General features: G+C 55.7%; 12 protein-coding genes. 2 read left to right on the top strand and 10 right to left on the bottom strand.

Translation table 11 applies throughout. The annotated features are described in order from the left end of the window. Window positions 1–419: 419 nt before the first annotated feature. The gene (locus E1958_RS15070; RefSeq protein ID WP_165741581.1) at window positions 420–1,016 is read left to right on the top strand and encodes an RpnC/YadD family protein; all 597 of its coding nucleotides are present in this window, start codon (window positions 420–422) and stop codon (window positions 1,014–1,016) included. Between the two features lie 125 nt (window positions 1,017–1,141). Here E1958_RS15070 and E1958_RS15075 read toward each other — a convergent pair whose 3' ends face one another. From E1958_RS15075 to E1958_RS15120, 10 genes are all read right to left on the bottom strand, one after another. After that, on the bottom strand, window positions 1,142–2,221 hold the full coding sequence (locus E1958_RS15075) for a transposase (RefSeq protein WP_133512601.1): 1,080 nt from the start codon (window positions 2,219–2,221) through the stop codon (window positions 1,142–1,144). Window positions 2,222–2,311: 90 nt separating this feature from the next. Further along, on the bottom strand, window positions 2,312–2,557 hold the full coding sequence (locus tag E1958_RS15080) for a type II toxin-antitoxin system HicB family antitoxin (RefSeq protein WP_133512602.1): 246 nt from the start codon (window positions 2,555–2,557) through the stop codon (window positions 2,312–2,314). Window positions 2,558–3,028: 471 nt separating this feature from the next. After that, entirely contained in the window at window positions 3,029–3,745 is a 717-nt protein-coding gene (locus tag E1958_RS15085; protein ID WP_133512603.1) for a class I SAM-dependent DNA methyltransferase, read from the bottom strand. Window positions 3,746–3,932: 187 nt separating this feature from the next. Then, window positions 3,933–4,142 carry an MATE family efflux transporter gene (locus E1958_RS15090; RefSeq protein WP_133512604.1) on the bottom strand — a complete coding sequence of 70 codons (210 nt, stop codon included), beginning with the start codon at window positions 4,140–4,142 and terminating at the stop codon, window positions 3,933–3,935. Window positions 4,143–4,304: 162 nt separating this feature from the next. Continuing rightward, window positions 4,305–4,559: a type II toxin-antitoxin system RelE family toxin gene (locus E1958_RS22105; RefSeq protein WP_133512605.1), complete on the bottom strand. Its 255-nt coding sequence runs from the start codon at window positions 4,557–4,559 to the stop codon at window positions 4,305–4,307. Then, on the bottom strand, window positions 4,507–4,809 hold the full coding sequence (locus tag E1958_RS15100) for a hypothetical protein (protein ID WP_133512606.1): 303 nt from the start codon (window positions 4,807–4,809) through the stop codon (window positions 4,507–4,509). Before E1958_RS15100 ends, E1958_RS22105 begins: the two co-directional genes overlap by 53 nt. Window positions 4,810–4,966: 157 nt before the next feature. Then, window positions 4,967–7,870: a maltotransferase domain-containing protein gene (locus tag E1958_RS15105; protein ID WP_243725284.1), complete on the bottom strand. Its 2,904-nt coding sequence runs from the start codon at window positions 7,868–7,870 to the stop codon at window positions 4,967–4,969. Next, on the bottom strand, window positions 7,867–9,102 hold the full coding sequence (gene glgA / locus E1958_RS15110) for a glycogen synthase (protein ID WP_133512607.1): 1,236 nt from the start codon (window positions 9,100–9,102) through the stop codon (window positions 7,867–7,869). The genes E1958_RS15105 and glgA overlap by 4 nt, the downstream gene beginning before the upstream one ends. Before the next feature lie 487 nt (window positions 9,103–9,589). Further along, the gene (gene glgB / locus E1958_RS15115) at window positions 9,590–11,908 is read right to left on the bottom strand and encodes a 1,4-alpha-glucan branching protein GlgB (RefSeq protein ID WP_133512608.1); all 2,319 of its coding nucleotides are present in this window, start codon (window positions 11,906–11,908) and stop codon (window positions 9,590–9,592) included. Between the two features lie 218 nt (window positions 11,909–12,126). Then, window positions 12,127–12,306, bottom strand: coding sequence for a hypothetical protein (locus E1958_RS15120; RefSeq protein ID WP_089729962.1), 180 nt, complete (start codon window positions 12,304–12,306; stop codon window positions 12,127–12,129). A 223-nt stretch (window positions 12,307–12,529) separates the two neighbouring features. Between E1958_RS15120 and E1958_RS15125 the strand changes: the two genes are divergently transcribed. Beyond that, complete coding sequence (locus tag E1958_RS15125; protein ID WP_133512609.1) at window positions 12,530–13,024, top strand: SH3 domain-containing protein; 495 nt, start codon at window positions 12,530–12,532, stop codon at window positions 13,022–13,024. Window positions 13,025–13,146 lie beyond the last annotated feature (122 nt).

Consider the following 13,146-nt stretch of genomic DNA (forward strand, 5'->3'; position numbering starts at 1 on the left):
CTGAAACGGGTTTTAGTGTCGGAAGGAAGCTTAGAGGCTGTCTAAAAACTAACACATTGATTTTCGGCTGGCTCCCCACGCTCCAGCGTCGATTAAGCGCCTCGGTAGGCTAACCGCCAACGCCTGTCAGCACAGAGGAGCTGAGTCCGCGGGAGCGGACAAGACGGCGTTCCCACGCTGGAGCGTGGGAACGAGCGCGAAATTTCAGATTTTATGTTCTAAAATCAGTATCTTAATTTTTAGACAGCCTCTTAAGTTCAATACCATTAAGTTAGCTGCTGACCGCTTGTCGTGGTCGATCAGGATGCGGAAGAGAAAACGACGAAGCGCGCAAATCGGCGCGAATTCATTCGCGAGGGTTCGCATGATTCGATTCGTCGTTCCTCCTCTTTTTTATCGCGAACCACAATGCTGCCGATATGCCGCTGCGGATGCTGCGCTACTATACGGATATCCGCTTTGCCGGCCATGCCGGTCACATCCGTCAGTTTCTGATCTACATCGGGTCTGACCGCTTAAACATGCAGGCTGGTATCGACGAGCCGGGGTTGCTCGACTACCGCTACGGCCTGGTAGACATGCATCGCGTCAACTGTGCCGACTTGCTGGTACAGGATAATCCCGATGCCTTGGTGTTGGCTGTGCTGTGCGACTTCGGTGACCGTAGGCCCCAGGAGGTTGTTACCTATATCGTTCGTCGCTTGCAGGAGCTACTTGGAACGGACGAGCGGCGTTTCCGTGACTACATGACGATGCTGGAGGTCCTTTCAGAGAATCGGGATCTGTGGGCACAAGTTGAGGAGGCCGAACACATGCTGACCGAAATCGATATCGAGCGATTGCCATCTTTCACCATTGGCTTCAAACGTGGCGAGGCGAGAGGTGAGGCAAGGGATGGCAGACCCGCATGGACGAGGTGCTCAAAGAATGGGTGCATACCCACCGGGGAGTTTAGTTGCCAGCCACCAGTCGCCGGCTTCCAGCGCATCGGATCAAACGTAGTCCGACCTCTGTAGAGCTGAAACAGGCTCTCGGCATGGAAGCAAGTCAAGTAGGTTGGGCAAAGCCGCAGGGACGCGGCGTGCCCAACGGAATTAGGTGTTGGGCACGCCGCACCGTCCCTGGCGCGCCTTTGCCCAACCTACCCGACTACAAACACCGCTCGCGCAGCCCGGATGCCACGCAGGTACTTGGCCTGACGCCGGGCACAGAGATTCACCAGCGCCGCCGGCGCGCCGACCGCCGTTCCGAACGCCTTGAGAAGACGCTTGGAATAGCCGATAAATCGCTCCCCGTCGATACCCAGTCGCACGAGCATCTTGGGCTCTCGCGTCTCGATATATCCAGACTTATCCGCGCGTAACGCCCGACCCGTCCAATCGACCAGCTCCAGATAGTCCTTGAAGGCAAAAGGCACCGCCCAGGGAGTCTGTGCGGTGGGATCAAAGGGCATCAGCGAGGCTTGGGGTAAGGCGTGCGTTTCAGCCTCTGGTCGTAACCGCTCCCCATCGAGCGTTATCTCAGGATTTTTGATGGTTGCGGTCTCCTGCGAGCCGGCTTCGGACCCGACTTCCTCCGGCAATCCGACGACGCGCTCCTGAATCGAGGTATAGTCCGAGGTCTCCGGCGTCTCGGCCAGCCCCGCCCGGACTGGATTCAGATCCACATAGGCCATCGCTGCCAGCAGCGCCTTCTCGTCGAGCAGCGCCTGACTCTTGAAGCGACCCTCCCAAAAACGCCCCTTCACCCCATCCTCCGCATTGGCCCGGCGGGCGATGTGTTCATTGAGGGTACGCATGAACCAGGACAAATCGTGCAACCGCCCCCGATAGACCTCGGCAAGTGCCTCGACCTCGGCGATCTCCGCCCGGCTCATCGACCCTCGTGACGCCGAGAGATAACGTGTCACCAACAAGGGCCCGGTGAAGAGCGCCGTCCAGCGCCTCAATACCTCCTCTATCGACCACTCCAAGACCCGTTCCCGGTCGATCCGCACCACGATGTGATAGTGGTTACTCATCACCGCGTAAGCGGCTACATCAATGGCGAACAGGCCAGCAAGCTGCTGTATGCGCTCGACAATCCAACCACGGCGGTGGTCGAAATTCAGACCTGAGAGCTGGTCCTCGCCACACAAGAAGGCACGACGCACACAGCGGCATACGCAGTGATACCAAGGGGTGTCCTCAAGCGAGACGAGAACGGAACGGGGAGCGGTCATAGTAGGACCTCTGTGGTTTCGGGGTCGGTGAAGAATCTTAGAATGTCAAAACAAAGTGGGTGTCCTTTTTTTCATTTTGTTTGTCGTCGCCTAGTTGAAACAAAGTGGGTGTCCTTTTGTTTTTACATTGACCTCCATTGAAGTAGTCAATATCTCCTTGCTTAGAAAATACCCCTTTTCTTCTTCGGATAATGTTTCCACATAAAGCTCCACTGCTTCCTTCATATTCGCTAACACCTCATCAAGCGAATCTCCCTGCGTATGACATCCTTTCATTTCCGGGCAAAACGCGTAATATCCATATTCATCTTTTTCAACTACTATACTAGCTTTCATCTTAGAAATCTGCGCTAATCTGCGATAAATCCAACAAACAAGATGGGTGTCCTCTTTCCCTACTTACTTCCTCTTTCCCTACTTACGCAGTGATACCAAGGCGTGTCCTCAAGGAAGACAAGAACGGAACGGGGAGCAGTCATGAAGGGTTCTCTGTAGTTTCGATGTTGGCGAAGAATCTTAAGGGTGGGGCAGAAGGGATGTCAAACAAAATGGGTGTCCTTTTATCTTTATTTCTCACCGGCGAAAAAGGACACCCATTTTGTTTGTCATCGCCTCGCCTAGTTGAAACAAAGTACAAAGTAGGTGTCCTTTTATCTTCCAACTACTATACTGGCTTTCATCTTAGAAATCTGCGCTAATCTGCGATAAATCCAACAAACAAGATGGGTGTCCTCTTTCCCTGAAAAGATGCCCCTCAAGAACTTGGACCACGAGCTTGGCTGAAGATTCTTGCTAATCAGGTACTTTTTATACTTTTTTACATACGAAAAATTTTTCGGTATCCGTCACTCCCAAAGGTTCTAATCCGACATCAGCAAGCATTTTTGGAAATACCGTGTCTTTGTAGAAACCCAAAGTTAAAGATTCTTCCGCAAGAATCATCCCATTTCTCTTAAAACAGTAGCTTTTCTCAAAAGAAAAGTGTTCCGATATACCACTATAAGCTTCAATCTTTTGAGAATAGACAATATTATCGCCTAAGTTGATATTGTGGTCTTTGTGGGGTGGGTGTACGCTTAACAACAATAGCCCTCCAGGATAAAGACGATCAGCAACATTTTGTAACCCTCTGATATCTTTCTTGCGATTGAACAGATGTGTTCCCAGCAGAAGCTCATGGTTTGACTGGACGATGACCCATGTACCACCACTCGAAATGGCAACATCGAATTCGCGATCGAGCTTCATTTCAGCAACGTCACATTCTATGAGATGAACATGATTAGGTAGCCGTTCTTTAGCGATTTCTAGCATCGCTGGGCTAAAGTCTATACCAGTAATATCATAAGATAAATCGATTTTTAGTAACTCTCGTGCTAAAAGCCCCGTACCGATGCCAAGTTCAAGTAGCCTTTTACGTTGGCCGATCACGGCTCGGATGGTTCTGGCCAGTGATTCATGATTGTAGTAGCCAGCATTCATCAACATATCATAGTAGTGTGCAATCTCTTTGTAAGGGTGCATTAGATTCTCTCCTTATTTCCTTCATATATCGTATGATTGTCATGTTCCACAGGATAACACAGGCCGGAACGGACAAGATACCGCATACCCACAGGCCTTGTCGGATGACCTTCGATGCCAGCCGTGGCCGTGAACATTCCGTTCCACATATCCGCGATACGAACACCATCACCGGGAACAACATCCCTCATCCGGCCACCAAAATGACGTTGAAGATAGAAAGGGCGAGTCCCGCGGCGCTCAAGGCATCCGTGCTCAAACGACCGAGCATAATGCTGTCCGTTATGCCGATCAGTTCCACACCTACATAGCTGATCCCAAGCGGCAAGGCGGTAGTCAGGGTAGCGCGGTGGTCGGATGCGGTCGGGAATTTGGATGCCGATGGTCTAGCTGTCATTCAGCTTGGGATCTGAATGATTATATTAGTTCTACTTTGTCACATTCCATAATAACCCACTGATCTATAGGGAATCTACCAAACAATGAGATCCAAAAAGATCAGCAGGTCGCCCCAAATGTAACAAAGTGGGTGTCCCTTTGTGTCCCTTTGTACTAGCCATCAGTATATGTTACCTCGCCAATCTGCCTCTATAATCCAAACCACAAGCTCTTTATCAATCACCTCATAGATTACTCTAAAGTCACCTATCCGATAGCGATACCTATTTGAAAACCCTTTCATCGTCTTGATATTCGGGCTACTTCTCGGATTATTTTGCAGGTACTTCATTTTTTCCAGAATCCGGCGCCTCATAACAGGATCAATTCTCTTGAGCGACTTTTCGGCTCGCCTGGAAAAACGTACCGTATACATCGCTACTCTCCTTTAAGAGATCGTCAAGTGTTTTCGACTGCGGCGTATATTTCTCGTTCAAAGCAGCGTCGATCCGGTCTTCTTCTTGCGTTACTTTTTCAATAAAATATTGATAGGCCTGCGGCTGAATAATCACCCCGACAACCTCTCCGTTATCCCTTTCGATGATGATGTCCTCACCTTGCAATGGATCCGGGTTTTCAATAGATTTGAGCACATCTGGAGGAAGTTGGCTCGCCTTGACTTTCATGATATCTCCTCAATTCCAAAAATTTAGTTCTACTTTGTCACATTCCATGGTAACCCACCGATCTCAAAGGAATCTGCCAAACGATCAGACCCAAAAAGACCAGCAAGTCACCCCAAATGTGACAAAGTAGAATAAATCTGACAAACCGGAAGCAACCTCAGAAATAGTAGTCGAAATCCCGCTCACTACGCTGATAGCGCCGCAGGCGAAAGATATGAGCTGGCGCCGTATGGGGCTCGAGCTGGACGAAGTTGCGGCTACTATTCCACAGATAGCGCCGATTGTCGAGCAGATCGTGTACTTGGAAGGGCCGTTCCGGCGGGAGGTCGAACTCTTCGAGCGGCAGCTTCAGCCAGCCGGATTGGACCCAGTTGGGATCCAGGTTGACGACGACGATGAGTATTTCCGAAAAATCGTCGTTGTGTTTGCCGTAGCAGATGATGTTCTCGTTGTCGACCGGGTAGAATTTCAGGTTATCGTTGGATTGCAGGACTGCGTTTTCTCTGCGGATCTTGTTGACCTGGGCGATGTAGTGCTTGAGGCTGTGTGGCTCGTCCAGGTTCCAGCTGCGGATCTCGTACTTCTCGGAATTCATGTACTCTTCGCTGCCAATCTCCACGGGCAGGCCGTCGCAGAGCTCGAATGGCGGTCCGTAGATGCCGTAGTTGCTCGACAGGGTGGCGGCAAGTACCAACCGGACCTTGAACGCCGGTTGTCCGCCGACTTGCAGGTAGTCGTTGAGGATGTCCGGGGTGTTGGGCCAGAAGTTGGGCCGAAAATATTCTTTGAGGTCGGTGGTGGTCAGGGTGGTCAGATAGTCTTCCAGCTCCCATTTTGAATTGCGCCAGGCAAAATAGGTGTAGGACTGGGTGAATCCGAGCTTGGCGAGCTGGCTCATGAGCTTGGGGCGGGTGAAGGCTTCGGCGAGGAAGATGGTATCCGGGGCTTCTTTTTTTACGCTTTCGATCAGCCATTCCCAGAAGGAGAAGTCTTTGGTATGGGGATTGTCGACTCGGAATATCCGCACGCCCTGGTCGATCCAGTAGATGACGACCCGCCTCAGTTCTTCCCACAGTGCTTCCCAGGCCGGGGATTGGAATTCGAGCGGGTAGATGTCTTGGTATTTTTTGGGCGGATTCTCGGCATACTGAATGGTGTCGTCCGGCCGCATCCGGAACCATTCGGGATGCTCTTTGACGTAGGGGTGGTCCGGTGAGCACTGAAAGGCGAGATCCAGGGCCACGGAGATTCCGAATACCTTGGCCTGGGCGACGAGCTTGCGGAAATCGGCCAGGGTGCCGAGCTGGGGGTGGATGGCTGTGTGCCCGCCTTCCGCCGCGCCGATGGCCCAGGGGCTGCCGACGTCGTCGGGTTCGCAGAGGGGGTTGTTGTTCTTGCCTTTGCGGTGGGTGGTGCCAATGGGGTGAATCGGGGGCAGATAGAGTACGTCGAAGCCCATGTCCGCGATATAGGGTAGCCGGGCGATCAGATCATTGAAGTTTCCGTGTTCTCCGGGATGGGGACTGCAGGAACGCGGGAAGACTTCGTACCAGGCGCTGAACTGGGCCTGCTTGGGATCGACGATGACCTGAAGGATTGCTTTGTATCTGGTGGCGTGTTGCCGGTCTGGGTGGCGTCGCATCAGGTCTGCCAGCTCGGCGGAGAGGGCGACCTTGATCGCCTCGGCGATGTTCTGCTGGTTGCCGATCGCTTCGATGCAGCGGGAGAAGGTGTCCTGGTCCGCTTTTTCCACAGTGGATGCGCGCGTGGCGGCCTGTTTGACTAGGTCCAGCCCGATCAGGAGCTCTACGGCCACGTCCTGTGCCGCATTGACCCGTTTTTTGAGATCGCGTTGCCAGGAGGCAAAGTCGTCGATCCAGGCCTCGACTGTGTACTGCCAACGTCCGAGCCGGTCCACCCTGAGCTGGGCCTGCCAGCGGTCGTTGATGTCGTGTTCCAGCGGGGTCTCGGACCATTCGGATTGGGTTTCTTCCTTGTAGCGCAGCACGGCAGCCAGGGCATTGTGGCCGTCCGCTACGATGTCGGCGGTTATTTCGATGACATCGTCTACAATGCGCTTGATGGGGTAACGGCCGCCTTCGATTTCGGGTTGTACCCGGCTGATCTGGACTCGATTGCGACGTTTGACTGACAACTGCTCTGAAACGGAACCTGTGGTTTCCTGTTTGGAAGATGGGGTTACCCCCTCCGTCTCGGCCGGACGCTCGGCCTCCGAAACGGAACCTGGGGTTTCCTGCTTGGGAGATGAGGCTGCCCCGTGCGTTCCGGTCGGGCGTTCGGTTTCTGCAACGGAGCCCGCGGTTGCTTGTTTGGGAGCTGGGGTTGCCCCATCCGTCTCGGCTGGGCGCTTGACTTCCGCAACAGAACCTACGGTTGCTTGTTTGGGAGATGAGGTTGCCCTGTCCCTCTCAGCCGGGCGTTCGGTCTCCGCAACGGAACTTGCGGTTGCTTGTTTGGGAGATGAAGTTGCCCTGTCCGTCTCGGTCGGACGCTCGGCCTCCGCAACGGAACCCGTAGTTTCCTGTTTGGGAGCTGGGGTTACCCCGTCTGTATCGGCTGGGCGTTTGGCTTCTGAAACGGAACCTGGGATTTCCTGCTTGGGAGCTGGGGTTGTCCCATCCGTCTCAGCCGGGCGCTTGACTTCCGCAACAGAACCTACGGTTGCTTGTTTGGGAGCTGAGATTGTCCTGTCCGTCTCGGTCGGACGCTCGGTCTTCGCAATGGAGCCTGCGGTTTCCTGTTTGGGAGATGACGTCATCCCATCCGTCTCAGCCAGGCGCTTGGCCTCCACAATGGAACCTGTGGTTGCCTGCTTGGGAGATGATATTGCCTCATCCGTCTCGGCTGGGCGTTTGGTCTCCGCAACGGAACCTGTGGTTGCCTGCTTGGAATATGGGGTTGCCCTGTCCGTCTCGGTCGGGCGTTCGGCCTGTGCAACGGAACCCGTAGTTTCCGGTTTGGGAGACGAGGGTACGCCGTCCGTCTTGGCCGGGCGTTTGGTCTCCGCAACGGAACCTGTGGTTGCCTGTTTGCGAGTCACGTCTTGCTCCCCCTGGATTTGAGTGTTTGCTGGTAGAAGCCGAGGGTTTTTGCGGCAATGCTCGCCCAACTGAAATGGGCTTCGACCCGTTTTCTGGCCTGTTTCCCCATTTCACGGCCTTCTTCCGGAGCACGTAGCAGCCGGTTGACGGCAGCGGCGAGATCCTCCGAGAAGCGCTGCGGGTTCGCTGGCTCCACGTCAGTCTCACCGCGCTGGTCGATGGCAACCAAGAGACCGGTTTGATCGGGAATCACAACCTCGGGAATACCGCCTACCTTCGATGCCACAACCGGCGTCTCGCAGGCCATGGCCTCCAGATTGATGATGCCGAACGGCTCGTAAACGGAGGGACATACGAAGACCGCGGCCTGTGAATACAGGGCGACGATTGCCTCCTTCGTCAGCATCTCCGGGATCCAGACAATCGAATTGGCGGTCTGTCTCCTGGCTTCGTTTACCGCCTGCTCCATCTCTTCACCGATCTCTTTGGTATCGGGTGCGCCGGCGCAGAGGACGATTTGCACCCCCGGATCGATGAAGCGGATGGCATTGACCAGATGGATGATGCCTTTCTGGCGGGTGATGCGCCCGACGAACAACAGATAGGGTATCTCGCGGTCGATACCGTACTGATCCAGCACCTGCGGGTCGCAGGTCGGTTTGTATTGATCCAGGCTGATGCCGTTATGAATGATCCCGATGCGTTCCAACGGAACCTCGTACAGCTTATGGACATCCTCCTTCATGGCCTGTGACACGGCAACTACGCCATCCGCGTTTTGATAGGCCGTGCGCTCGACCCATGAGCTGGCGTGGTAGGCCGTACCCAGCTGCTCGACTTTCCAGGGCCGATGGGGCTCCAGGGAATGGGTGGTCAGGACCATGGGGATCTGCAGCAACTGCCTCACCAGCATCCCGGCCAGATGGCTATACCAGGTATGGCAATGCACGATATCCACATCCGACAGCTCGCCGGCCATGACCAAGTCGTTGAGCATGGTCTCAAGGAACTTGCGGTGGCGAGGATCGACGGTGCGGAATTCCAGCGCCGGGTTTACCCCCGATACCGAGAGGTTGTTACCCTGCTCCTTCTGGTCGCCGAAGCAAAGGACCTTTACCGAATGCCGCCCCTGGTCGAGCCGGCACAACTCATCGGTCAGGTACTCCACACTCACGCCCGCCCCTCCATAGACATACGGCGGATATTCATTGGTGAGAATGCCGATCTTCATGAGTAATCCTCGACCGCTGGGAAATACGAACGCCTCTGATGGGAATTCTTTTTTGCCGCAAATGAACGCGAATCGGTCGTAAAGGATTACATGACCTTTATCTGTCCACGGGTTACGCAGATTCTCACGGATTTTTCGTTTTTAATCCGTGAAAACCTGTGTAATCTGCGGACAGATCGAAGCAACCGGATCATTTTTCCCATACTCAAACCGAACTTCGGCAGTTCCGCCTTTTACCGTCAATTAATGCAGATGGACGCAGATTCGGAATCGATCCCATTTGCGTTTATTGGCGTTCATTTGCGGCAAAAATAATTCCCTTGGGGCTACATCGCATCAAGATGTTTTCTCGTTCTCACGCGCTACGTGGGAACGAGAGAAAGGGTGTTGCAAAAGGCATCGATCTTCGCCCTTTGACCCCCTCTCCCCAACCCCTCTCCCGGCGGGAGAGGGGCTTTTTGTTGGTGCCGGTCCGGAAGCATTCGTGTCAATTCGTGGTGCTTGCTTTCTGGTTTTTGGGCGCAACCGCTTGGTCCGCTGCGGCGACTGCTCGTTTATCCGCGTTTTTGGCACGCGGCGCATCTTCGGCATCCGGCTGCTTGTCCGCATCGATTGCGGCCGGCTCGGGCTCCGGTTCGGGTTCGCGCTTCAATACGATACCGGACAGCGGCGGCAGGGTGACGGCCAGGGAATTGGGCCGTCCCATCCATTCCATCTCGTCGGTCTGGAGTATCCAGGCGCCGTTGCCCATACCGCTGCCGCAGTAGTCCGCGGCGTCCGAGTTCAGGATCTCCTTGTAGACGCCGGGTGCGGGTACGCCGATCCGATAGTGCTCCCGGGGAACCGGGGTGAAATTGATCGCCACCACCAGGAAATCTTCTCCCGCCCGCCGTAGATAGACCAGGACCGAGTTCTGGGCGTCATGGCAGTCGATCCACTCGAAGCCCTGCCAATCGAAATCGTGGGTATACAGGACCGGATAGCTCCGGTAGATCCGGTTGAGGTCGCACACCAGCTTCCGCACTCCCTGATGGAGTGGGTAATCGAGCAGATACCAGTCCAAGGTGTTGGCGCTGTTCCATTCTTCGCCCTGTCCGAACTCGCTGCCCATGAACAGGAGCTTTTTCCCCGGATGGGTGAACATGTAGACGTAGATCAGACGCAGGTTGGCGAAACGCTGCCAGTCGTCTCCGGGCATCTTGTAGAGCATAGAGCACTTGCCGTGCACCACCTCGTCGTGGGAGAAGGGGAGCAGAAAGTTCTCGGTAAAGGCATAGAGCATGCTGAAGGTCAGCATGTCCTGGTGGTATTGGCGGTGGACGGGTTCGTGCTCGATGTAGGCCAGGGTGTCGTTCATCCAACCCATGTTCCACTTCAGATCGAACCCTAGTCCGCCGAGATAGGTGGGCTTGGTGACTTGGGGCCAGGCGGTGGACTCCTCGGCCATGACCAACACCCCGGGGACCTGGCCGTGGGTGACTTCATTGAGCTCGCGCATGAAGTCCATGGCCTCCAGGTTCTCGCGCCCACCGTATTTGTTCGGGATCCACTGACCCTCTTCACGCGAGTAGTCCAGATAGAGCATGGAGGCCACGGCATCTACCCGAATCCCGTCGAGGTGGAACTCCTCGAGCCAGAACAGGGCGCTCGAGATCAGGAAGTTCTTCACCTCGTAGCGCCCATAGTTATAGATCAGGGTGGCCCAGTCCAGGTGCTCGCCCAGACGCGGATCCTCGTGCTCATAAAGGGCCGTGCCGTCGAAGCGGGCCAGGCCGTGGGCGTCCTTCGGGAAGTGGGCCGGCACCCAGTCGAGGATGATGCCGATGCCGTTTTGGTGGCAGTGGTCCACGAACCAGCGGAAGTCGTCCGGGGTACCGAAGCGGCTGGTGGGGGCAAAGTAACCGGTGGTCTGGTAGCCCCAGGAGGCATCGAACGGGTGCTCGGTTACCGGCAGGAGCTCGATGTGGGTAAAGCCCAGATCCTTGACATAGTCCACCAGGCGCTCGCCCAGGCCCCGGTAGTTGAGCAGCTCACCCTCCGGGCCGCGCTGCCACGAGCCCAGGTGGACCTCGTAGATGGACAGGGGCTCGTGCAGCCAGTCGTGCTTGGCGCGTTGCTCGAGCCAGTCGGCGTCGCCCCATTTGAACTGACTTTGGGCTTCGACGATGGAGGCGGTGCGGGGACGCATCTCGAAGTAGCGACCGAAGGGATCGGATTTGAGGAAGATATCACCGTTTCCGGCGCGGAGCTCGTACTTGTAGACACTGCCCGCTGGCAGATCCGGTATGAAGAGTTCCCACACTCCGTTGCCGTGGACGCGCATCGGATGCGCCCGACCGTCCCAGCGGTTGAAGTCCCCGACGACGCTGACGCGCTTGGCGCTCGGGGCCCAGACGGAGAACAACACGCCGGCGACGCCGCCGACTTCGTGCACCCGCGCCCCCAGCAGGCGGTGGGCGTGCCAGTGCTTACCCTCGCCGAACAGGTGCATGTCGAAGTCCGGCAGCTGGGGCGGGTAACAGTAAGGGTCGTGGGCGATATGCTCACGGTGCTCGTCGTCACGCCAGATAATCCTGTAACGCTTCGGCACCTGCTTGGCGTCCCCCTCCCACTCGAAGACGTCCGTTCCCTCGATCCGCCGCAGTCGGTGGCCTCCTTCGGCGATGCTCACTTCCTCCGCATGGGGCAGCAGCACCCGTACCCGCACTCGCCCCTTTTCCTCATGCCGGCCAAGCACCTCGAAGGGGTCGTGCTGTCGGGCCTCGACGAGCTGCTGCAACGCGGGGGAAAGTTCTGGATTGTTCATGCGATCGTACCTCGTCCGGACCTGAAGGCGGCGACTTATGCGTCAAACTGATAATAATCACATAATTCGCGGCGGAAATCTGCCTGTATTCTCGGTTACTTCCTGTTATCAGTCGCCGGCTGCCGACTTCCTCCAGTGTAGTCACAAAGGCGCAAAGATTCTCTGTAGCACTCCTTGCGGGTGCCCAGCCGGATAGGTCGGTGAAAGACGGCTGCCGGTTATTCTTCCATCTCGACGATGATACCTTCTCCATGCTTGGCTTCGACGATCACCACCTTCCCCATGGTGGGGTGGCGGACCGCGGATACCTTGAACCTCGAGTGCTCTTTGACGGCAATGACTTCGGACTCGTCTTTGAGGTCCTGGACGATTTGGGGGCCGGCATCGAAGAGACGCATTGGAAATCCTCCTCTGGTAAGGTCCGGGGGTAATTTTCGCCCCTATTGGCTGGGGTCCTCCCTTCATCCATACTACATCCTGTATCCGTTCGTATCCACGAGCGCGCAGTGGATACCCCATCCGGCCCGCGCCGGCAACCCATATCCGGCGTTTCGAGCAGGAATCTACGCAGGTGAAGCCGAGAGGTGTCGGTCCAAGTCAATCTATACAGCGGAGACCATTATGGCTAACTCGCCTGGTTTCAACCATCGAACCCAGATAATCGTAGCCGTGATCGGGCTCGCTGGTGTTCTGGGAACCGCCGGCATAGCGAATCTTCCCCAGCTGTTGAAAGTCTTCGGCACTGCCACGCCACAGCAGCGCGAAGCTGAAGGCGTCAGGCAGCTGCACCCTAGCGTGGACCCTGGCGACGAACGCGGTGTCTCGCCCGGCAGCCGAAGTCCATCGGGTTCCACCGATCGGCCGCTGGTTGAATCACTGGCCGACGCCCCGTTGCAATCCGAGCGGCAGAGCCTGTTCAATCTCCGCGCTACCATCGATGACCCGGACGGGTATACGAATGTGCGGAGTCAAGGTTCCGTTTCCGGGGCGATCATTGATCGGATTGCGGAAGGCGAGGAGTTTCACACCCACGTCCAAAAGGGCAGCTGGTGGCAGATCAAAACCCCAAGAGGAAAAGTCGGCTACATGCATGTATCTCGAATCAAGTTACGCTAGATCGCGTTCGCTTTTTGAATCTGAAGATTACGCAGATTTATCTGTGGAGGAAGGATGTCGTTATCGGTCCGCACGGCGGACTCTACCCTGCTTCCGGCTAGTCGGTCGTCAGTGGGGGTTTC

The organism is Candidatus Thiosymbion oneisti (assembly GCF_004359955.1).
Classification (GTDB): Bacteria; Pseudomonadota; Gammaproteobacteria; order Chromatiales; family Chromatiaceae; genus Thiosymbion; species Thiosymbion oneisti.